Annotated in this window: 19 protein-coding genes; 11 read left to right on the forward strand and 8 right to left on the reverse strand. The window is 74.0% G+C overall.

Going from position 1 to position 21,745, the window contains the following annotated elements; translation table 11 throughout:
• Positions 1 to 26: 26 nt before the first annotated feature.
• A complete protein-coding gene (locus tag O2W53_RS14570; protein ID WP_269163766.1) occupies positions 27 to 515 on the reverse strand; it encodes a MarR family winged helix-turn-helix transcriptional regulator in 489 nt (162 codons plus the stop codon).
• Between the two features lie 82 nt (positions 516 to 597).
• Between O2W53_RS14570 and O2W53_RS14575 the strand changes: the two genes are divergently transcribed.
• Complete coding sequence (locus tag O2W53_RS14575) at positions 598 to 1,482, forward strand: NmrA/HSCARG family protein (RefSeq protein ID WP_269163767.1); 885 nt, start codon at positions 598 to 600, stop codon at positions 1,480 to 1,482.
• 107 nt (positions 1,483 to 1,589) lie between these two features.
• Positions 1,590 to 2,192, forward strand: a complete 603-nt coding sequence (locus tag O2W53_RS14580; RefSeq protein ID WP_269163768.1) for an HD domain-containing protein — start codon at positions 1,590 to 1,592, stop codon at positions 2,190 to 2,192.
• On the opposite strand, the gene O2W53_RS14585 is transcribed toward O2W53_RS14580, so the two are convergent.
• The 5 genes from O2W53_RS14585 to O2W53_RS14605 form a co-directional block, all read right to left on the reverse strand.
• Positions 2,182 to 8,226, reverse strand: a complete 6,045-nt coding sequence (locus tag O2W53_RS14585) for a DUF3320 domain-containing protein (RefSeq protein ID WP_269163769.1) — start codon at positions 8,224 to 8,226, stop codon at positions 2,182 to 2,184. The genes O2W53_RS14580 and O2W53_RS14585 overlap by 11 nt on opposite strands.
• Positions 8,227 to 8,362: 136 nt before the next feature.
• The gene (locus O2W53_RS14590) at positions 8,363 to 8,602 is read right to left on the reverse strand and encodes a hypothetical protein (RefSeq protein ID WP_269163770.1); all 240 of its coding nucleotides are present in this window, start codon (positions 8,600 to 8,602) and stop codon (positions 8,363 to 8,365) included.
• A gap of 219 nt (positions 8,603 to 8,821) precedes the next feature.
• Positions 8,822 to 9,493 (reverse strand): hypothetical protein, encoded by a 672-nt coding sequence (locus O2W53_RS14595; RefSeq protein ID WP_269163771.1) that lies wholly within the window; start codon positions 9,491 to 9,493, stop codon positions 8,822 to 8,824.
• A gap of 152 nt (positions 9,494 to 9,645) precedes the next feature.
• On the reverse strand, positions 9,646 to 10,446 hold the full coding sequence (locus tag O2W53_RS14600) for a PRC and DUF2382 domain-containing protein (protein WP_269163772.1): 801 nt from the start codon (positions 10,444 to 10,446) through the stop codon (positions 9,646 to 9,648).
• Between the two features lie 147 nt (positions 10,447 to 10,593).
• Positions 10,594 to 11,391: a TetR/AcrR family transcriptional regulator gene (locus O2W53_RS14605; RefSeq protein WP_269163773.1), complete on the reverse strand. Its 798-nt coding sequence runs from the start codon at positions 11,389 to 11,391 to the stop codon at positions 10,594 to 10,596.
• Between the two features lie 201 nt (positions 11,392 to 11,592).
• Between O2W53_RS14605 and O2W53_RS14610 the strand changes: the two genes are divergently transcribed.
• Entirely contained in the window at positions 11,593 to 12,153 is a 561-nt protein-coding gene (locus O2W53_RS14610) for a hypothetical protein (protein WP_269163774.1), read from the forward strand.
• Between the two features lie 148 nt (positions 12,154 to 12,301).
• A complete protein-coding gene (locus O2W53_RS14615; RefSeq protein WP_269163775.1) occupies positions 12,302 to 12,760 on the forward strand; it encodes a hypothetical protein in 459 nt (152 codons plus the stop codon).
• A 4-nt stretch (positions 12,761 to 12,764) separates the two neighbouring features.
• Here O2W53_RS14615 and O2W53_RS14620 read toward each other — a convergent pair whose 3' ends face one another.
• Complete coding sequence (locus O2W53_RS14620) at positions 12,765 to 13,742, reverse strand: phosphotriesterase family protein (RefSeq protein ID WP_269163776.1); 978 nt, start codon at positions 13,740 to 13,742, stop codon at positions 12,765 to 12,767.
• Between the two features lie 25 nt (positions 13,743 to 13,767).
• Entirely contained in the window at positions 13,768 to 14,142 is a 375-nt protein-coding gene (locus O2W53_RS14625; RefSeq protein WP_269163777.1) for a PaaI family thioesterase, read from the reverse strand.
• A 221-nt stretch (positions 14,143 to 14,363) separates the two neighbouring features.
• On the opposite strand from O2W53_RS14625, the gene O2W53_RS14630 reads away from it, so the two are divergent.
• The 7 genes from O2W53_RS14630 (at position 14,364) to O2W53_RS14660 (ending at position 21,704) form a co-directional block, all read left to right on the forward strand.
• On the forward strand, positions 14,364 to 15,131 hold the full coding sequence (locus tag O2W53_RS14630) for an alpha/beta fold hydrolase (protein WP_269163778.1): 768 nt from the start codon (positions 14,364 to 14,366) through the stop codon (positions 15,129 to 15,131).
• Between the two features lie 12 nt (positions 15,132 to 15,143).
• The gene (locus O2W53_RS14635) at positions 15,144 to 16,079 is read left to right on the forward strand and encodes a LysR substrate-binding domain-containing protein (RefSeq protein ID WP_269163780.1); all 936 of its coding nucleotides are present in this window, start codon (positions 15,144 to 15,146) and stop codon (positions 16,077 to 16,079) included.
• Between the two features lie 278 nt (positions 16,080 to 16,357).
• Positions 16,358 to 17,326: an ABC transporter substrate-binding protein gene (locus O2W53_RS14640; RefSeq protein ID WP_269163781.1), complete on the forward strand. Its 969-nt coding sequence runs from the start codon at positions 16,358 to 16,360 to the stop codon at positions 17,324 to 17,326.
• 104 nt (positions 17,327 to 17,430) lie between these two features.
• Entirely contained in the window at positions 17,431 to 18,240 is an 810-nt protein-coding gene (locus O2W53_RS14645; RefSeq protein WP_269163782.1) for an ABC transporter permease, read from the forward strand.
• Positions 18,237 to 19,175, forward strand: a complete 939-nt coding sequence (locus tag O2W53_RS14650) for an ABC transporter permease (protein WP_269163783.1) — start codon at positions 18,237 to 18,239, stop codon at positions 19,173 to 19,175. The genes O2W53_RS14645 and O2W53_RS14650 overlap by 4 nt, the downstream gene beginning before the upstream one ends.
• A gap of 56 nt (positions 19,176 to 19,231) precedes the next feature.
• Complete coding sequence (locus O2W53_RS14655; protein WP_269163784.1) at positions 19,232 to 20,047, forward strand: ABC transporter ATP-binding protein; 816 nt, start codon at positions 19,232 to 19,234, stop codon at positions 20,045 to 20,047.
• Position 20,048: 1 nt separating this feature from the next.
• The gene (locus O2W53_RS14660) at positions 20,049 to 21,704 is read left to right on the forward strand and encodes a thiamine pyrophosphate-binding protein (protein WP_269163785.1); all 1,656 of its coding nucleotides are present in this window, start codon (positions 20,049 to 20,051) and stop codon (positions 21,702 to 21,704) included.
• Positions 21,705 to 21,745: the final 41 nt, after the last annotated feature.

The raw sequence follows: 21,745 nt of genomic DNA on the forward strand, positions 1-21,745 counted from the left end.
CAGCGTCTCCCCTCGCCGGGACGAGGTCAGAGTCCGTACGGGTCCGGGCCGACGTCACCGACGTTGCGGCTGATCGAGCTCAACAGCTCGATCAGCCGCGCGCGGTCGTCCTCGTCCAGGTCCCCGACAGTGCGTCGCTCGAGTTCGATCCAGATCCGCTCGACCCGCGCGCGCAGCGCCCGGCCGCTCGCGGTCAGCGACACCAGCACCACCCGACGGTCGTCGGTCGACCGTTCCCGTTGCACGAACCCCGCGTCCTCCAGTCGGGAGACCGCCTTGACCGCCGTCGGCGGCTCGACCCGCAGCGCTCGGGCGAGTTCGCCCGGGGAGCGGGGCTCGTGCTCCCAGAGCTGCATCAGCAGGAGCTCCTGGCCCGGGTAGAGGCCGACCTCTCGCAGCAGGGTCCCCGCCAGTGTGCGGTGGGCCCGCGCGACCGTCGGGATCAGTGCGCTGACCGGCCCGGCCGCAGCGACCGACGATGCTCCGTGCGCGTGCTCCTGCTCCAGTGTGCTCACCCCCGGAATGAAAGACAGCCGGCTACTGGTTAGCCGGCTACAGGAATCGCACGAGGCGGTCCCTGGTCCGAGGGAGTACAGCATGGACACCAGCACCTCCAGCAGCGACAGCCCGGTCGTCGCCGTCGTCGGCGCGACCGGACAGCAGGGCGGGGCGACCGCACGGGCGCTGCTCGACGCCGGCGTGCGGGTCCGCGCACTGGTCCGCGACCCGGGCAAGGCCACGGCCCAGGCACTGGCCGCGCGCGGGGCCGACCTGGTCCACGCCGACTTCCGCGACCCCGAGTCGCTCCGCACCGCGTTCCGCGGAGCCGACCGGGTGTTCGCGATGACCACCTTCGCCGACGAGCGCGGCGTCGCCGGCGAGGTGGCGGGCGGCCGGGCACTCGCCGATGCCGCAGCCGAGGCGGGTGTCGGGCACCTGGTCTACAGCTCGGTCGGCGGCGCGGAGCGGGAGACCGGCGTGCCGCACTTCGAGAGCAAGCGGCGGGTGGAGGAGCACGTCACGGCGCTGGGGGTGCCCGCCACCTTCCTGCGGCCGGTGTTCTTCCTGGAGAACCTGACCGCCCAGGGCCCGACGGTGGAGGACGGCGTGGTCGTGGTGCGGTTGCCGCTCCCGGCCGACGTGCCGCTGCAGATGGTCGCCGTCCGGGACATCGGCGTCGCCGCCGCAGCGCTGCTGCGGGAGCCCGGCCGGTTGCCCGGCGGCTCGGTCGAGCTCGTCGGGGACGAGCGGACCGGTGCGCAGATCGCCGCCGCGTTCGGAGCCGCAGCGGGGCTGCCCGGCCGCTACGAGGCGCTGCCGCTGGCAGTGCTCGGCGGGGACGAGGACATGACCCGGATGTTCCGCTGGTTCGCCGAGCTCCCCGCCTACCAGGGCGACCTGACCGCCAGCCGGGCGCTGGTGCCCGACCTGCACGACCTGCCCGGGTGGCTGCAGAGCACCGGCTGGACGCCGGCCCGCTGACCTGACGGGGCTGATCCCGCCGCTGATCCCGCCGCTGATCGCGGGGTTCCTGCCACGTCGGGCCGGACCCGGGACGAGGGGCACGGACGGCGGCCAGACTGCCGTCCGTGCCCCTCGACCACCTCGTCCCCGACACCGCCGCTGCCACCTCCGCCTTCGAGGTGGCCCAGGCCTTCCACTCACCCGCGCTGCTGAACCACTGCCGGCGCGCCCACCTCTGGGCCGCCGAGTACGGCCGGGAGCGCGGGATCGCCTTCGACGCCGAGCTGCTCTACGTCGCGGCGATGCTGCACGACATCGGGCTGGTGCCGGTGTTCGACAGCGCCACCGTGCCGTTCGAGGAGGCCGGCGGCGCGGTCGCCTGGGTCTTCGGCGCGGGCGCCGGGTGGGACGCCGGCCGCCGTCGCCGCACCGCCGAGGTCATCGTCGCCCACATGGCACCGGAGGTGGACGTCGCGGCCGACCCGGAGGGCCACCTGCTCGAGCTGGCCACCGGGCTCGACGTCTCCGGCCGCCGTCCCGACGACTGGCCGGCCGCCTTCCGGGCCGAGGTGCTGGACGCCCACCCCCGGCTGGGGCTGGCCGAGGAGTTCCTCGGCTGCTTCACCGAGCAGGCCCGCCGCAAGCCCTCGTCCCTGGCCGGGCAGTTCGTCGCCGAGGGCTTCGCCGACCGGGTGCGGGCCAACCCGTTGGACGGGATCAGACGCTGAGCAGACCGGACGGCTGCTCGGTGAGCCGGCCTGCGGCCAGGGCGCCGGTCAGGGCGGCGTCCAGCAGCGGCAGCAGGGCCGCGGTGCGCCGGCGGTGGCCGAAGACCTCGAGCGTCCGGAGCTGGAGCTCGTCGCGGGACAGGCCGGTGCCGGCCCGGCACAGCGCCACCATGGCGTTGGCGATCTCCTGCGGCGACACGTGGTCCAGCGGCCGCTCGGCGCTGCTGGCCTGACGGCGGAACCAGCTCCACGTCGCCCGGTCGATCGAGGCCGGCCACAGGAAGTCGCCGTCGACGGCGGTGGCCGGCAGCAGCGCCAGCAGGGCGTCCCGCCGGGCCTCGGTCACCCGGGACAGCCCGAACGCCGCGGCGGTGAGCCGGGCCAGCCGGTCGCGGTGCACCGGCCCCTCCGCCTTGATGCCGGCGGTGAGCACCCGGCGGACCAGCCGGGCGACGGCGGGGTCGCTCAGCTGGTCCAGCTGCTTCTTCTCCCCGGCGGGCTTCGGCGTCCAGGCGATGAACGGCTGTTCCTCGTCCAGCGGCGCACGGGTGCGGGCGGCCTTGGCCGGCGCCTTCGGCGACGTCCCGGCGGCGCGCTCCGGCGGGGCCGTCGCCGGCGCCGCCGCCGGCTGCGGGGCGACCGGCGCCGGGACGGCGGCCGGTTCGACGACGGTGACCGGCCCGGGTCCGGGCTCGACTGCGACGGGCTCGACCACGACGGGCTCGACCACGACGGGCTCGGGGTCGGGCTCGGGCTCGGGGGCCGGCGTGACCCGGGCCGCGAGCGGGCGGAGCGGGATGACGTCGGCCAGCGGGCCGTCGTAGGGCGGCTCCTCGACCTCGACCTGGACCTCGGGCTCGACCGCTGCCGCGGCCGGGGCGGGGGACGCTGCCTCCACCACCGCCTCGAGCGCGGTCAGCACGGCCTCGCGGTCGGCGAGCCAGCTCGGCAGCCACACTCGCTCCACCGCCGGCCAGCGCAGCTCCTGGAGCACCTCGACCGGGAGGCCGTCGCGGTCCCCGACCGTCTGGCGTCCCGCCCAGGCCGGGCCGTCGAGCAGCACCGCCAGCACCGGGGCGTCGGGCGCCGACTCGCGGGCGACGGTCAGGTCGAGGCGGAAGCCGGACAGGCCGACGTCGGTGCGCACCACCAGGCCCCGGGCGCGCAGCGCGGTCGCCACGTCGTCGCGGTGCCGATCGAGTGACGTCCCGGTGCGGGGAAGTGCACCGGTGCCGCGGGCGGCGAGGTCGAGGTAGGCGCGCAGGTGCTCGACCCCCGCCGACGTGGTCTGCTCGGCGTCCAGCTGCTCGGGGGCGAAGGAGCTGACGACGACGACCTGCCGGCGGGCGCGGGTGACGGCCACGTTCAGCCGCCGTTCCCCGCCGCTGCGGCTCAGCGGCCCGAGGTCCAGGGGCAGCCGGCCGCGCGCGTCGGCGCTGAAGCCGGTGGAGAGGAACACGACGTCCCGCTCGTCGCCCTGCACGTTGTCCAGGTCCTTGACGAAGAGCCCCTCGCCGTCGCTGCGGTCCAGCGCGTCGACCACGCGCTCGTCGCCGGAGTCGCGCAGCAGCTCCTCGATCAGCGTCCGCTGCGGCGCGGTCGAGGCGATCACCCCGATCGACGGCACCCCCGGGGCGGCCGAGGAGAACCGGCGCACCACCTCGGCGACGACCCTGCGGGCCTCCACCGGGTTCGTGCGCCGGCCGGGGCCGGAGCGCACGAAGGTGCCCTCGACCTGCAGCAGGGAGACCCCGTGACCGTCCGGGGCGGCCGATGCCGGCTCGTGCACCGGCGCCGGGAAGGAGGAGAGCCGGCCGCCGTAGTACCGGGCGTTGCTGAAGGCGATCAGCGACTCGTCCTGGCTGCGGTAGTGCCAGGTCAGCCGCTGCTGGGGCACCCGTGCCAGCACGCACTCGGAGAGGATGCTCGCCTCATCGCGGACCGTGTCGGTGTCGGCGTCGTCGTCGAGGCCGGGGGGCAGCGGGGGCAGCTGCGCACTGTCCCCGACCACCACCGCGGACCGGGCCCGGCCCAGTGCGCCGATGGCGTCGGCGACCCGGAGCTGCGAGGCCTCGTCGAACACGACCAGGTCGAACTGGCCGCCGACCGCGGGGAGGAACCGGGCCACCGACTCCGGTGTGGCCAGCACGCAGGGCAGGACGGCGGTGATCAGGTCGCCGTGGGTCGAGAGCAGGCCGCGCACCCCGAGCCGCTGCTCGGCCAGCTCGCGCAGCAGGGCACTGACCTGACCGCTGCCGGCGGCGTCGAACGGGCGGGCCGCCAGCACCGCGGCCGGCACGGCGTCGACCAGGTGGGACCGCACTGCGCGGGACGCCGCCCCGAAGCGGGCGAGGGTGCGCTCGTGCAGCCCGGCGTCGAACGTGTCCAGCCCGGTGGCCTGCTGCCGTTCGAGGACCGAGGCCTCGGCGAGCCCCCGGTCGAAGGCACGCACCGCGTCGTCGGCGGGCACCTCGCCGTGCAGCAGCTGCAGCCGCGCCTCGGTGAGCCCGGCCAGCCGCAGCGGTTCGAGGGTGTCCAGCAGGCTGACCCATCGGCGCAGGGACATCGGGTGCACGTACTCGACGCCGCGCTCCGGCCGGGTCAGCGTCCAGCGCAGCACCAGCCCGTCCTCGCCGCTCCACGCGCCCAGCTGCGCCGAGCTGCTGGCGCAGACCGTCAGCAACTGGCGGAGCGCGTCGCGCAGCCGGGCCACGGTGCGGGCCCCGAAGGCGTCGGTCACCGGGCCGGCGGTGAGGAACCGGCGCACGGCAGCGGGGAAGCCGGCGCTGCCGTCGACGGTGGCGGCGGCGCGGCGCAGCCAGCGCACCTCGGCGTCGAACACCGACCGGCCCGGTTCGGTGAAGGGGTTCCAACCGGGCGGCACCTGCAGCCCCGGGATGCCGGCGGCCCGCGAGGCCAGGGCCCGGACGGCGGTCTGCACCCGCCGCAGCTCGGCGGTCAGCTCGGGGACGTCGCCGGGCTTGATCGAGGCGCCCGGGCGCAGCGCGGGGGTCAGCTGGTCCCGGACGGCGGCCAGCTTGCCGCGCCGCGCCACCCAGCTCGCCGCCGCGGCCTCCTGGGCCTGCACGAACAGGTCGGCCAGCGGCAGGTCGAGGGCGGCCGGGGTGAGCGCCTCCAGGCCGGGGTGCGGCGCGTCGGCCAGCGCGGCGATGTCGCCGAGCAGGTCGTCGGTGGCCGCCGCCCAGCGTGCGGAGCGCACCTCGTCGAGCACGGCCAGCCCGATCCGGGGGCCGCCGAGCAGGTGCACCAGGGCGTCCAGGTCCTCCGGGGTGCGGACGGCCCGCAGGACCGCGGCCAGCCCACCCTCGCCCGGCAGCTCCCGGATCGCGGCGTCGACGGCGACCGCGGCCTGCTGCACCTCGGTGATGTCGAGTTCGATGGTGTCGATGAAGGCCCACGCGTGCCCGGCCGACGGGTGGGCCAGGCCGGCGATGTCCGGCAGCAGCGCCAGCGCGCGGTGCACCTCGGTGACCACCTCGGCGGTGGCCCGAGCGGCGAAGCGGGCGGTCACCGGCAGCGGGTCGACGTCGGGGGCAGCGGCCAGCACCGCGGTGCGGGCAGAGTAGAGCGACAGGCCCGCGGGGTTGTCCGCGTGCAGCCGCTCCGCGTAGTGCTGCAGGCTGCGCCGGGCCGTCCGCAGCTCCTCGGCATCGGCCGCCAGGCCCTGGGCGTCGACGTCGACCGCGTGCTCCAGCGCAGCCCGGATCCGGGCCCGGACGACGGCCGGCCGGCTGCCCTTGTCGTGCAGGTCGAGCGCGAACGGGCCCATGCCGACCGCGTCGAGCCGGCGGGCGACGACGTCCAGCGCGGCGCGCTTCCCGGCGACGAACAGGACCCGCTTGCCCTCGGCGACGGCCCGGGTGAGCAGGTTGGTGATGGTCTGGGACTTGCCGGTGCCGGGCGCGCCCTCGAGCACGAACGTCCGCCCGGCGGTGGCCTCGGCGATCGCGTGCAGCTGCGCGGCGTCCGCGGGCACCGGGCACTGCGCGGCGAGCTCGTCCAGGTCGACCGGGTCGGCGGCGGCGGGCACCGGGTCGACGAACGCCTCTGTCGGGGCGTGCACCAGGTGGGCGACCAGCGGGTTGGTCACGAACTCGGCCCAGTGCTCGCCGAGGTCACGCCACAGCCGGTACGCCGCGACCGGCAGGACGGCCAGGTCCGCGGTCGCCTCGACCCGGTGGGGGAGCGAGGCGGCGGCCAGCGCCTCGCGCAGCGCCTGCAGCGCCGTGACCGGGTCGATGTCGGCGCCGTCGTCGGCCAGCGCGCTCAGCTCGGGCACGGTCAGCCCGTGCACCCGGCGGAGCTCCTCCAGCAGGCAGCCGTTCGGCAGGCTGCTCCCGGCCTCGTCGACCGTCAGCCGGTACTCGCCGCCGCGGGCGGGCGGGGTGAGGAGGACGGGGACGAGCACCAGCGGTGACCGCAGCGGGCGGCCGTCGAGCTCCCAGACCAGGCTGCCCAGGGCGAGGTACAGGCCGTTGGCGCCGGTCTGCTCGCCCACCGTGCGCGCCCGGTGGGCGAGGCCGCGCAGCCGGGACGGGTAGCCGGCGTGCGGGACGTCGACGTGCACCGATCGACGCTCGGTGAGCTGCTGCCGCAGCTGCTGGGGTGGCAGGTCGCCGGCGGTGCGCACCCCGGGCTCGGCCTGCACGCCGGCGACCCGGTCACTGGGCAGGAGGGTCAGCGTGGCCCCGCCGCTGACCAGTTCCGCCAGCGTCGCCAGCGAGTCCTGCGGCACCGTGAGCGGCAGCCCGGAGCCGTCGGTGGAGTCGATCAGCCGGTTGCGGGGGCTGAGGTCGAGCAGGTCGTCCTGCCACTGCTGGACCGGGGCCGGGGCAGGCGGGCGGTGGTCGGGCCCGGGCGCCGTCGGGGAGTCGGGGAGGGCCTGCGCGGCGGGGAGGGCCGGGGCCTGGGCCGCGGCCGGGTGCGGCTCGACCACCTGGACCGAGCCGTCCGCCGAGCGGGTGTGGACGGGCAGCGGGCGGACGCCGTCGAGGCGGGCGCGGTGGACGTCGGTGACGCCGAGGACCCGGGAGAGGTCACCGGACAACCAGGCGGTGTAGGCCGGGCCGTGCAGGTCGGGCGTGGTGTTGCCGCGGTCGGTCAGCAGGGTGGTCTCGACCAGGCCGATCACGCGCTGGTCGACCAGCTCCACCAGTGCGGCGACATCGGTGGTCGCAGCCGTCTCGGCGCTGCGCTCCTCCCGCCAGTAGCCCAGGAAGGCGTGCCCCTCGACCACCCACAGCAGCGGGCGCAGGCGGGCGTGCTCGAGGGCGGCGGCGAGGGTGACGACGGTGTCCAGGCAGGTGCCGGTCCGGCCGTGCAGGACCTCACCGGGGTCGCGGACGTGCTGCCCGGACTCGGTCCAGCTGGCCGGCGGCTGACCGTGCCGGACCTCGCGGCGGCGCACCGCCCAGGTGATCGCCTCGACCACCTCGTCGACCCGCTCGGGCCCGTCGGCGTAGCCGGTCATGCTGTCGCTGTCGGTGCCCTCCTGGAGGAGGGTGGCAGCGTCGGCGAGCAGCGCGGTGACCGCCGGGTGCTGCGGCTGCACGTGGGCGGCGAGCACCTCCAGGGCCAGTGGCAGGGGTGCGGCCAGCCACTCGGCGGCGGCCAGCACCGTCACCGGCACCCGGTGCTCGGCCCGCACCTGGCCTGCGGCCGTCAGCTCCACCTGCACCCAGCCCGGACGGCGCTCTCCGCCCCGCCGCAGGGTGGCCGGGTCGAGGGTGAGGCCGACGTCGTCGATCACCGTGGTGCGGCCGGCGTCCAGGTCGACCAACCGCTCGACGGCGGGGGCGAGCTCGCCCTGGGCGTCCTGCACGGACAGCCGGAGCACCGCCCCGCGGACGGTCGACGTGCTGCCGGCGAGGGTGAGCCGCGAGACGACCGGCACGGCGAGGGCGGCGAGCGCGTAGCTGACCACCGGGCTGACCCTGAGCTCCACCGAGACCGACGGCGAGGACGCCGCCGCCGGGCCCTCGGAGCTCACCTGGAGGTCGGCCGCGTTGCGCATGGAGTCTGTGTACCTCGTCGGACGGACCGTTCCGCTCAGGCGAGCCGCTCGTGGGGCGGGTGTGACAGCCGATGTCCGGTGAGGTCGGGGTGGGCCGATCCGCTCGGCGGTCTCGGTGTCGCCCCGGCCCGGTCGCTCAGAGGCGGGCGAGGGTGTCGCAGTCGGTGCAGAGGGCGTCGTAGAGCTCGGACTGCGGGGGCCACGGCACCGCTTCGTCCCGGGCCACGTAGGCGCCGCAGAGGGCGGTACGGCCACGTGCCCCGCTGAGCCCGAGGGTGGCGTGCGCCGGTCCGATGAGCCGCGCCGTCTGGCCGGCCGGGTCGTTCAGCGAGCCGACCATCATCACGGCCCGGGCCGTGCGGTAGGGGAAGGCCATGACGCCACGATGTGAGACGCCGGCGGCTGCGACGCGCGCAACACGCAGGCCGTGTCCGGGGTGTCACCTCACCAGCCCCAGCCACCCCGGCAGGCGTCCGGTGGCCCGGCCGGCCCGACCCCGGACACAGCAGTACCGCCGCCGTTGGCCTTCCCCCAGGCCAACGGCGGCGGTACTGGAACTGCTGTGCGTACGGACCAGTGGGCTGGTCCGGGTGGGTCAGGCGGCGAAGCCGGCCTTGTCCACCTTGCGGTGGTAGCGCTCGCCGAGCTTGCCGCCGAGCACGGCGCCGAGCAGCGTGACCAGCAGGACGGCGACCAGGGCGATAATGCCGGCGGTCGTGAGGGTGCCCTCGTCGATCGGGATGCGCGGCAGGTTCAGGTCGGAGAGCACGTTGAACTCCGAGCCGAGGACCGCGCCGGCGATGGCCAGGGCGAGGACGACCAGCAGGCCGACCACCCACACCGCGATGCCCTGTCGAGCACCGTCGAAGCGGGCCATCCGGCCGGCGACGTAGCCACCGGCCAGGTAGGCCAGGAAGAGGACGACGAGCAGCGCGATGCCGCCGCCGATCCCGATGCCGCTGGCGTTGGACGCGGCCTCGTCGACGGAGGGGACGCCCTCGGTCAGCCCGATGGCGACCCCGGCGGCGGAGATCGCCGCGATGAGCAGGACGGCCAGGCCGTTGGCGGACAGCCAGCCGAAGAAGGCGGCACCCCACTTGATGCCACCGAAGCGGTCGTGCTGGCGGTCGACGGCGTCGTGGGCGGTGCCCCGGCTGGCGCGGGCGCCGGTGCCCGGGTCCACGTCGTTGTTGCGGAAGCTGGTCGTCTTGTCGCCGACCGAGGTGCTGCGGTCGGACGGGTCGGAGGGGGCGGTGCTGCCGGTCATGGTCGCTCCAGGGAAGAAGTCGTCACAGTCGGCGGGCGAGCAGCCGCTCGCCGACCGTGACGAGTGCAGGGGCGACCGGCGGGCGGGGCTGGCCGGCACGGTCGCGGGGTGGTGCGGGGTCGGCCCGCCGTGTGGCGGGCCGACCCGGTGGATCAGCGGCGGTCGGTGTCCCGGACGCCGTCGACGTCGCTCTCGATCTGCTCCTTGCGGACCGTGTCGGTCACGGTCTCCTGCTCGGTGACCGTCTCGGTCTCCAGGCGCACGCGCTCGACGGGGACGGTCTCCTTGGCGACCACCGGACGCTCGGCGTGCAGCACGACCTCGTGCTCCTCCTCGGAGATGGCCGGACCGGCCAGCGCCTCGTCACGGTTGGCGTCGGTGATCGGCTCGCGCTCGAGCCGGACCTCCTCGTGCGAGACCGGAACGGTCGTCGTCACCTCCTCGGTGACGACGTACTTGCGCAGGCGCGCCCGGCCGGCCTCGACCTGCTGGGTGCCGACCCGGATCTGCTCCTCGGAGCGGGTCATCGCGTCGTCGGTCGTCGGGCCGGACGTGTCGTGGCCGACGGTCCCGTGACGGTTGGCGTCGGTCCCGACCGTGTCGGTCCGGGCGGTGTCGACCCGGGCGGTGTCGGTGCCGACGCCCACGCCGTAGTAGCGGTAGAGCTCGGTCTCCTCCTCGGGGCTGAGGTGACCCTGGTCGGCGTCCACCCGGGGGGCGTCCTTGACCTTGGACTTCTGGTAGGGGACGCGGAGGGTGCCGTCCGCGACCGTGGCGTCGGTCAGCGGGACGAAGGTCTCCGAGGTGCCGAACATGCCGGTGCTGACGGTGGCCCACTCGGGGCTGCCGGTCTGGTCGTCCAGGTAGACCTGGCCGACCTTGCCCAGCTTGTCGCCGTCGGCGTCCACGGCGTTGCTGCCGATGATGGAGGTGATGTCCTGCTGCGTGATCACGGGCGTTCCCTTCCAGGGGTTCTGGGTTGACCGGTGCGGACCGTCTCGGGACGGCCGGTCGCCGAACGCCTCTGTGCCCGACCGTTTACGCCGTAAACGAGACCAAGGTCAGATTCTCGGATCCTCCTCGGCCGGGGCCGGGTGTGATCAGAGGTCGCCGACGTCGCCGCCGGAGTTCTTCGCCTCGTGCAGCACCCGCTCCAGCCGGTCCAGCAGGTTCTCCAGCGACTCCTCGAACTCCGCGGCCGACTTGTCCTGACCGAGCAGCGGCTCGGTCCGCGCCAGGTTCGGGTACTCGGCGAAGTCGGTCTCCTCCTGGGCCTGCGGGTCGCCCTCGGGCTGGTCCAGCAGGCTCACCTGCGCACCGATCTGGGTGACCTCGAGCAGCAGGTGGCCGAGCAGGAAGCTGGAGTAGGCGCGGTACGCGGCGACGGCGGCCTGGTCGGAGAAGCCGGCGTCCTGCAGCGTGCCGAGGAAGGACTCGACCAGGCGCAGGCTGCGCAGCGGTGGGCGCACCCAGGGCGCAGCCGGCGGACGGCTGGCCACCAGCGGGAAGACCGCCGGGTGGGCCAGTGCGATCCGGCGCATCCCGTGCGCCAGCCGGACCAGGTAGTCCTGCCAGCCGGAGTGGTCACCGATGTAGACGTCGTCGCCGTCCTCGTCGTCCCAGAGCGTCTCCACGACCCGGTCGACGACCCCGTCGAGCAGGTCCTCCCGGCCGGGCACGTACCGATACAACGCCATCGCCTCGACGCCCAGCGTGGAGCCCAGCCGGCGCATGGTGAGGGCGGCCAGGCCCTCCTCGTCGATGAAGTCGACGGCGGCCTGCAGGATCTTGTCCCGGTCCAGGCCGGCTGGACGGGTCAGTTCGCTGGCCGCCTCGGGGCCCTCCGTCACGGCCACCAGGTCGGGGTCGCGCACGTCGTCACTCGTCTGCTCACTCATCGTCGCCACCGTTCACCTCCTCGTGTCCCCCCACTGTCCACGTCGTCGCCCGTTCAGGGCACGGTTCCCCTGGCCGCTACCCAGTGCGAGGGGGCTACTCGGCACCGGATGTGACGACGGTCATCGCGGGCACACCGCTTGCTGTTGTTAGCACCTGGGTCGTGCTGGGCATGCAGCAGGGGTCCGGTCACACCCGACCCGTTGGAGTCCCCGATCCGGGTCGCCCAGGCGCGCACCGACGCCGTCCGCCGGGAGCTGGAGCAGAACGCCCAGCACGCGGCCGAGCGCAGCGCCGCCATCGCCGACCAGCTGCGCGAGCTCGGCGGGGTGACCGACGTCGTCACGCCGGTGCTCGGCCGGCTCGGCGCCCTGGTCAAGTGCACGCTGGAGCAGGCGGAGCCGATCGACGAGGCGCTGCTGCAGGACCTCCAGCTGGAGCACCAGCTCCTGGACCGCGCCACCTACCTCAAGGTGCTGGCCGACACCGCCGGGCAGTCGGAGGTGAAGGCGCTCGCCGAGCGGCTGGTGACGGCGCACTCGGCCACCGTCGAGTGGCTCACCGTCGTCCTCGCCGAGCAGGCGCTCGGCGGCCCCGCGGCGCTGGTGGCCACTCCGTTCCAGCGGGTGGCCGGTGGCGCCACCGAGCTGGCGAACCTGCCGGTCCGGTTCGCGGCCACCACGGTCAACCGGGCCGTGGCCACCGCGCAGCACGCCGGTGAGCAGGCCGGTGCCTCCACCGGCGCTGTGCGGGAGACCCTCTGAGCTCCCAGCTCCGGCCCGCCGTACGGCGGGCCGGAGCCGGGCACGTCCCGCGTCCGGCCGACCACCGTGTGCGAGGCCACTCGGTCGTACACGAGACGCTGGTCACGATCGGGTTACAGCCTGCTGGCTTCGGGAAATGCTGGTTCTCATGACCACTGTGCCTGAGGTCGCCACCACCCCCGAGGTGCTGGAGAGCGAGTTCTCGCTCGTGACCGCCGTGACCCGGCTGAACTTCCTGAGCCGGCGCGACAACGTCGCCATCGACGGCCCCAACGACCGTGCGGACGACGACGACGACTGGGCCAGCTTCAAGGCACTCGGCACCTCGTTGGACGTCGACGAGGCCCTCGAGCTGCTCGCCCTCGGCGAGGTCGTCGCCCGCAAGGCCCACGCCCACCGCCAGCTCGGCATCCGAGCGGCGCTGCGTGGCGGTGCCGACTGGCAGCAGATCGGGCGGGCGCTCGGCATCTCGCCGCGGGCCGCCTGGGAGCGACACGTCAGCTGGCTGGACGGCCAGGCGGCGGCGCGCCGCGACGGGGACGTCGAGGCGCTGGACGCCCACACCGTCGCCGCTGCCCGCCAGCTCGCCGGCCGCCGGCCCGCCTGACCCGCTACTCGAAGTACCGCCGGGGCACCTGGACCAGCATCTGGTCCAGGTGCCCTTCGCTCGCTCCGCGCTCCCGCAGCATCGGCAGCACGTCCTGCGGGACGTGGGTGAAGTTCCAGTTCGGCATCGCCTGGGTCATCGCGGTGCGCGCCTCCCCGGGGAACCAGTCGATGTAGCAGCTGGCGTCCTGGCTGAGCACCATCCGGTCGGCGTAGCCCTGCTCGGCCAGCGCGACGATGGTGTCCACCCGCGCGCTGGTCGGGTTGTAGAGGTCCAGGCCGAACCGGTCCATGCCCAGGATGCAGCCGGCGTCGGCCAGTTCCTTGAGGTGGTCGAGGTCGTTGCTGTCGCCGGCGTGACCGATGACCACCTTGGTCAGGTCGGCGCCCTCCTCGCGGAGCACCTGGACAGCCAGTCGGCCGGTCTGTGCGGCGGCTGAGGTGTGCACGGTGATCGGCGCCCCGGTTTCCCGGTGGGTGGCTGCGACGGCCCGCAGGGTGCGCTCGACGCCCGGAGTGAGCCCCTTGGCCTCGACGGCGCACTTGAGGAAGGCGGCGTGCACGCCGGTGTCGGCGATGCCGTCGCGGACGTCCCGGGTGAAGTCGTCGACCATCGGGTCGGTGGGCGTCTCGATGAGGGTGCCCGGCCCGCGATGGGCGTACTGGAACGGAATCTCGTCGTAGGTGTACAGCCCGGTGGCCACGATGATGTTCAGCTCGGTCTGCGCCGCCACCCGCTGTACCCGGGGCAGGTAGCGGCCCAGCCCCCACACCGTCGGGTCGACGATGGTGTCGATCCCCAGGCCCTTCAGCTCGTTCAGCTTGGACACCGCATCGGCGACCCGCTCCTCCTCGTCCCACCAGTCGCCGGTGCCGTAGTTCTGCTGGTGCTCGGTGGAGAGCACGAACACGTGCTCGTGCATGAGCGTGCGGCCCAGCTCGGCGGTGTCGATCGGGCCACGGACGGTGTGCACGGTGGGCATGCGAGCTCCCTTGCTCGAGGTCAGGTCACCGGTGCAGCACCGCGAACGTGGCGACGGCGTGCACCAGGCTGCGGCCATCCTGCTCGACGTCGGCCTCGCACACCGTCAGGTGCTCGCCCTGCTTGCTGACCCGGCCGGTGACCTGGAGGGTGCCGGGACCGCCGGGCCGCAGGTAGGTGATGGTCAGCTGGCTGGTGGCCGGCACGTCGTCCTCCCCGGTGCGGCTGCGCACGGCCTGGCCCATCGCGGTGTCGACCAGGGTGGCCAGCACCCCGCCGTGCAGCGTGCCCGCCTCGTTGAGGTGCTGCTCGGTGACGTCCAGCCGGAGGTGCGCCTCCCCGTCGTCCGCCGTCCGGTCGTACACGCCGAGGGTCTCCACGAAGCGTTGGGGGTCTGTCATCCCCGCCCGCTACCCGGCGGTGTGTCAGCGACCCATCGACATGTCGACCGGGGAGAGAGCGGTGGCCATCTGATCACCTCAGGTGATCACATGGGTGCGAGAAGGCATTAGCGCTCATCACGCTGTGTGTCTAGGGTCACGTCGGCACAGGGCCATACCGCGCGAGGAGGACAACCATGACACCGCTTCACCGCGCTGTGACCAGTTCCCGGACTCCTGAGGTGGCAGAGCAGGACGTCGACGTCGACGGCGCCCGGATGCGCGTGCTGACCGCCGGCAGCGGCCGGGCACTGGTCTACCTGCACGGGGTCGGGGACCTCGGCGGGTGGCTGCCCTTCCTCGCCGACCGGGCCCGTTCGTACCGGGTCGTCCGGCCGGACCACCCGGGCTTCAACGGCAGCGAGAACGCCGACGTGACCACTCCCGCCGACGTCGCCGGGCGACATGCCCGGCTGCTGGACCGGCTGGGCCTGACCGACGTCACGGTCGTGGGCTGCTCCTTCGGCGGCTGGGTCGCCGCCGAGCTCGCCCGGCTCGAGCCGCGTCGGGTGCAGAGGCTGCTGCTGATCGACCCCGCCGGCATGCCGGCACCGGAGCCGGCGCCGCGCGTCCTGGACCTGGCCCCGGCCGAGTCCGCCGAGCTCACCTTCCACGGCGTCTCCGCCCGGGAAGCCGCCGTCGCGCGGGCCCGGCAGCTGGCCGCCACCGACCCCGCCGCCGCCGCCCGCGAGCTGCGCAACCGGACCACTGCCCGCCGGCTGGCCGGCGACCCGTACATGCACGACCCGGAACTCCCGGCCAGGGTCGCCGGGCTGCGCCAGCCGGTGCGGTTGCTGTGGGGGGCGTGCGACCGGATCGTGCCCCCATCGCACGCCCGCGCCTGGACCGCGGCGCTGCCGCAGGCGGAGCTGGCGGTCGTGCCCGACACGGGGCACCTGCCGCACGTCGAGCAGCCCACGGTGTCCGCCGAACTCGCCCGGCTCGACTGAGCGGCGGCGGACATGGAGCTCAGGCACCTGCGCTACTTCGTCTCCGTCGCCGAGGAGCTGCACTTCCGCAAGGCCGCGGAGAAGCTGCACATCGTCCAGCCGGCGCTGAGCAAGCAGATCAGCGCCCTGGAGAAGGAGCTCGGCGTCCAGCTCCTGGAGCGCGACCGGCGGCACGTCACGCTCACCGAGGCCGGCCGGGTCTTCCTGGAGGAGGCCCTCGAGGTCCTGGCCCAGGCCGACGGGGCGGTGGCCCGGGCCCGGGCGGTGAGCCGGGGTGAGGTGGGCCGGCTGAACATCGGGTTCATCCAGCCGGCGTTGGCCGACCTGTTGCCGCGCTCGCTGCAGGCGTTCCGGCAGCACTACCCCGGCGTGCTGCTGACCCTCAGCGAGGCCACCAGCCGGATGGCGGTGGAGCGGATCTCCAGCCGGAACATGCACTTCGCCTTCACCCGGCTGCCGATCGACGCCCGTCCGGACCTGAGCACCGAGGTGCTCAGCGAAGAGCCGGTGCTGCTGGTCGTGCCGCGCGACCACCGGCTGGTGGAGCGCGGCTCGGTGCGGCTGCCAGACCTGGCGGGGGAGGACGTCATCCTCATCGACCGCAAGGTGGAACCCGAGCTGCACGATTACTACGTCGCCCTGTGCAACGACGCCGGTTTCAGCCCACACGTCGCGCACGAGGTCAACAGCACCTCGGTGGCCATCGGCTTGGCGGCCGGCGGGCTGGGCGTGGCGTTCGCGCCCTCCTCCGCCCGGCTCGCCGCCCAGCACGGGGTCGCCTACCTGCCGATCGAGGGCGAGGCTCCGCGGCTGACCATGGGGGCGTTGTGGCACTCCGGCCCGCGGCCCACGGTGCTGGACAACTTCTTGCGGCTGCGTCCCTGGGAGGCCGCGCCGCCCCCGGCAGTCCGCACCCGTGCGGTGCCGGTGGTGTCCCGTGGCGTCTGAACCGACCTGCGGGCGGCCGCTCGCCGGGCTGCCGGGAAGCAGCCTCGGGCAGTTCCGACACCGCCGTTCCGGCTGATTCCCCAGGGTCATCAATTGAGAACATCCGAGTTCTCCGCGGAATGTCCTCGCTGGCTACTGTGAACTGCGACACGCCCACCGGGACGAAGTCAGGAAAATGGCCGTACCGTGCCGTTTCGTCCCGCACACATCAATGACGATGGAAAGAGGTGCGACCCGTGAGGAATGGTCGTCGAACGACGTCTGCCGCGGCACTCTCCGTGGCAGTGCTGCTGGGCGTCACCGCCTGTGGCGGAGACTCCGACGACGGTGGTGGTGGGTCGTCCGCCTCCGAGGGAGGGGCCACCACGGTGACCGTCAGCTACAACCCGGCTTCCCAGTTCGCCCCGATGTTCGTCGGGATGGACCAAGGCATCTTCGAGGAGCACGGGGTCCAGCTCGAGCTGGTGCCGCAGACCGACGTCGCCGCGATCATCTCCGGCGTCGCGAGCGGGCAGTACGACTTCGGGTTCGCCACCGTCGTGCACGTCATCAACGCCCGGGCCAACAACATCCCGATCAAGGCGGTCGCCACCCCGGACGGCCAGCAGGCCGTAGAGGAGGCCCCGGACATGGGCAACGCCCTGGTCGCCGGACCCGACTCGGGCATCAGCGACGCCGGGGACCTGGAGGGCAAGACCCTCGGTGTCATCGGTCTGGCCTCGCTGAACACCCTCGCCGCCCAGGAGCTCGCCGACGCGGCCGGCGTCGACCCCACCAGCATCCAGCTGGTCCAGATGCCGTTCGGTCAGATGCCGGCGGCACTGGCCGCCGGCGACATCGACGCGGCCGTGGTGCAGAGCCCGTTCATCGCCGAGGCGGTGGCCAGCGGGTCGACGGTCATCGCCAAGCCCAACGTAGAGCTGTTCGCCGACTCCGCCGTGGGCCTGTTCACCACCAGCGAGCAGAAGATCGCTGAGGACGAGGAGGTCGTCCGTGGCTTCGCCGCCGCCATGGTCGAAGCGCAGGAGTACGCCGCGGCGCACGTCGACGAGGCCCGGCAGACGCTGGTCGAGCACCTCGGCCTGACTCCCGAGGCGGCCGCGGCGGCGACCTGGTGCACCACGTGCACGCCGGAGCTGGACACCGATGGCTTCGCCACGGCGCAGGAACTGATGGAGAAGTACGCCGGCCTGGAGGACGCCCCGGGCGTCGACGAGTACGTCTGGAAGCCGGCGCTGGACCTGTGATCCCGGGGTCCGGTGCGGGCCGGCTCGAGCCGGCCCGCACCGGACCCCTCCTCCGGGGGCCTCCCGCCCCCGACCCCGTGCACGTGTCGACGATGAGGTTGAGCATGTCCGTGATCTCGCGGTTCGCCCGGGTGGCCATGGTGCCGCTGGCGACGCTGGCGCTGGTGCTGGCGCTCTGGCAGGCGGTCACTGCCGGCGGCCTGTTCCGCCCCGACCAGTTCCCCACCATGACCGCCACGCTGCAGGCGCTGGCCACCGCGCTCGGTACCGAGGCCCTGTGGTCCACCGTCGGCGCCACCCTGCAGGGCTGGGCCATCGGCCTCGCCGTCGCCGCTGTGCTGGCCGTCGTCGTCGGCTCGCTGCTGGCGGCCAACGACACCGCCTTCCGCAGCGCGGCCAGCGTGATCGAGCTGTTCAAAGCGATCCCGGCGATCGCGATCCTCCCGCTGGTGATCCTGGTGCTGGGGTCGACGCTGGACATGAAGGTCTTCCTGGTCGCCTTCGGCGCCTTCTGGCCTTTGGTGGTCCAGGTCGTCTACGGCGTCCGGTCGGTCGACCCGACCGTCCGCGACACCGCCCGGGTCCTCGGCGTGCGCGGGATCCGGCGGTTCCTCACCGTCACCATCCCCAGCGCCTCGCCGTACATGGCGACCGGGCTGCGGATCGCCTCGGCCAGCGCGCTGATCCTCTCCGTCGTCGCCGAGCTCGTCGGCGGCGCCGAGGGCATCGGCCGGGCGATCCTCTTCGCCCGCAACGCCGGCGTCACGTCCTACCCGACCATGTACGCCTACATCCTGGTCTCCGGTCTGCTCGGCATCGTGCTGACCGGCGCGTTCTTCCTGGTCGAGAAGAAGGCCATGCACTGGCACGAGAGCCAGCGCAACGCCAAGAACAACGAGTTGGGGGCCCGATGACCACCGCGACGACCGGCAGCACGGCAGCGGGACAGGACGCCGGCCGCACCGGCTCGGCGAGTGCCAGCGGTGTCGCGCCGGGCGCCGCCGTCCCGGTCACCGACGTGCCCAGCACTCAGGTCACCGGCGCCCCGGGCGGACGCCGTCCGAGCCGGGCCCGGGCCCGCGGCCGCAACGTGTTGCTGGCGCTCTGGCTGCCCGTCGTCCTGCTGGTCGGCTGGTGGTTCCTGTCCGCGAACAGCACCTCGCCGTACTTCCCGCCGCTGCAGCAGATCCTGCAGTCGGTGTGGGACGAGTGGGTTGTCGGCGACGCCAAGCAGCAGTTGCTGCCCAGCCTCCGCAACCTCGCGGCCGGCTTCGTCGGGGGCTCGCTGATCGGCGTGCTCGGCGGCGCGCTGCTGTGGCGGCTGCCGGTGCTGCGCAAGGGCGCCAACCCGGTCGTCTACTTCCTCTACGTGCTGCCCGCCCCGGCGCTGCTGCCGGCGATGATCGCGCTGTTCGGGCTGGGCGAGGCGCGGCAGATCGCGCTGATCGCCTTCGGTGCCACCTGGCCGGCGCTGCTGAACACCCTCGACGGCATGCGGGGCATCGATCAGGTCAAGTTCGACACTGCCCGGGCGATGCGGTTCAGCTCGCTGCGCACCGTCACCACGGTGGTGCTGCCGGGAGCCTCGCCGCAGATCGCCGCCGGCCTGCGGGCCAGCCTCCAGGTCTCGATCATCCTCATGGTGGTCAGCGAGATGATCGCCGCCTCCGAGGGCATCGGGTACTTCATCCTCCAGGCCCAGACCGTCTTCGCCATCGTGACGATGTGGGGCGGGATCGTCGTCCTCTCCGTGTTGGGCACGCTGCTCAACTACCTGTTCGTCTTCGCCGAGCACCGGCTGCTGCGCTGGTACTACGGCTCCCGCGCCGTCGGCACCGACAAGTCCTGACGGCCCCTCCCGCACCCCCTCCTCGCACCTCCCCGGCACGGAATCGGAGACACGGCATGACCCAGACCCTCGGTGCACACGCGGCCGGCTCGACCCCCGGCGGCTCCGCCGTCCTCGACGTCGTCGGCCTGCGCAAGGTGTTCAACGCCGGCCGGCCGGACGAGCGGATGGCCATCGACGACGTCACGTTCAGCGTGGCCAAGGGCGAGTTCGTCTGCATCGTCGGGCCCAGCGGCGCAGGCAAGACGACGCTGCTGCGCTGCATCTCCGGCCTGTCGGCGCCCAGCCGGGGGAGCGTGGAGTTCGAGGGCACCCCGCTCTCCGGCGTGCCCGATCAGCTGGGTGTGGTCTTCCAGGACTACGGCCGCTCGTTGTTCCCGTGGTTCACCAACGGCAGCAACATCGCCCTCCCGCTCAAGGCGCGGGGGGTGGGCAAGGAGGAGCGGCGGAAGCGGGTCGCCGAGGTGCTCACCGAGGTGGGCCTGGGGCACGTGGAGAAGCAGTACCCCTGGCAGCTGTCCGGCGGCATGCAGCAGCGGGTGGCGATAGCCCGCACGCTGTCCTACCAGCCCGACCTGCTGCTGATGGACGAGCCGTTCGCCTCGGTCGACGCGCAGACCCGCTTCGACCTGGAGGACCTGATCCTCAAGGTCCGCGAGGAGGTCGGCATCACCGTCGTGCTGGTCACCCACGACATCGACGAGGCGATCTACCTGTCCGACCGGATCGTCGTGCTGTCCGGCTCGCCGAGCAAGGTGCGGGAGATCGTCGACGTGCCCCTCGGGCGCCGGCGTGACCAGGTCGCCACCCGCTCGAGCGAGCAGTTCCTCGAGCTGCGCAAGCACCTGCTCTCCCTCGTCATGCCGCACTGACGTGACCGTCGGTACGACGATCGGGCGGGCTCCCTCGGCGACCACCACGGTCGTCGAGCAGCTCGCCGCGACGATGGCAGCGCTGGGGACGACGGACCTGTTCACCCTGATGGGCGCGGGCAACCTGCGGCTGGTGCACCACCTGGCCACCGGGCACGGGGTCGCCGTGCACCACCTGCGGCACGAGAACGGCGCGGTGGGGGCGGCCGACGGGTGGGCGCGGGTCACCGGCCGGGTGGGTTGGTGCACCGTCACCCAGGGGCCGGGGTTCACCAACACGCTCACCGCCCTGCTCACCGCCGACCGGGCGCACTCGCCGGTCGTGCTCATCACCTCCGACTCCTCGGGGCTGTCGGCCCGGCAGGCGCCGTTCGCCGGCGGCGTGCAGGGACTGGACCCGGAGCTGCTGCTCGACCCGCTCGGCCTGCCGGTGGTCCGCGCCCGCGCGGAGACCGCGGCCGCCGACCTGGTCACCGCCCACCGGCGCGCGGTCGAGGAGTCGCGGGTGGTGGTGTTCGTGGTGCCCGTCGGCATCGACCTGCTGCCGGCCGGCGACCCGCCGGCCGTCGCGGCCCCGGTCCGCCGCCCGGTCCCCGAGCCGGACGCCGCAGCGCTGGCTGCGGCGGTGGCCGCGATCGCGTCGTCCCGCCGTCCGGTGGTGGTGGCCGGCCGGGGAGCGGTGGAGTCCGGCGCCGGGCCGGCGTTGCGCCGGCTGGCCGCGCTCACCGGCGCCCACCTGGCGACGACGGTGCGTGCGCTCGGGCTGTTCGAGGGCGACCCGGCCGACCTCGGCATCCTCGGCGGCTTCTCCACCCCGGAGGCGGCAGCGGTGGTCGCCGAGGCCGACTGCCTGGTGGCGGTGGGCACCTCGCTGAACTTCTTCCACACCCGCCGGTCGCAGTTCGTCACCGGCCGCACGGTGGTGCACGTCGACGCCGACGCCGCCGCGTTCACCGCGTTCGACGAGCCGACGGTGGCGGTGCGGGGCGACGCCCGGGCAGTTGCCGAGCGGCTGGGCGCGGAGCTCGCCGGCCGGGTGGGGGAGCGGGCGCGGGCGGTCGCCCCGGTGCCTGGCGGCTTCGCCGACGTCTCGGCGCCCGGCCGGATGGACCCGCGCGCGGTCTCGGTCGAGCTGGACCGGCTGCTCCCGCGGCCCCGCCGGGTCTACGTCGACAACGGGCACTTCGGGGGCTTCCCGATCATGCACATGACCCACGACCGTCCCGGCTCGCTGGTCTGGCTGCCGGAGTTCGGCGCGGTCGGCAGTGCGCTGGCCGCCAGCGCGGCCGGCGCGCTCGCCGAGCCCGACGGGCAGGCGGTGCTGTTCATCGGCGACTGCGGCTTCTACCTGACCATGGGCGACCTCGAGCTGGCCGTGCGCGAGCGCCTGCCACTGGTGGTGGTCTGCATGAACGACGGGGCGGCGGGGTCGGAGCTGGCGCACATGAAGGACTGGTCGGTGCCGCCGGAGCAGGCGGTCTTCGGCTACGCCGACCTGGCCGCCGCCGCGCGGGGCATGGGTGCGCAGGCCGCGCTGGTCCAGGAGGTGGCCGGGCTGGCACCGGCGCTGCGCGACTGGGACCCCGCGGCCGGGCCGATGTTCCTGGACTGCCACATCAGCCGGGACGTCCGCTCGCCGCTGTACGACCACGTCTGACCGTCGGGCCGGTTGGGGGCGGGGCGCCGCCCACCGGCCCG

This window comes from Modestobacter sp. VKM Ac-2978 (assembly GCF_026968025.1).
In the GTDB taxonomy this organism is placed as follows: domain Bacteria; phylum Actinomycetota; class Actinomycetes; order Mycobacteriales; family Geodermatophilaceae; genus Modestobacter.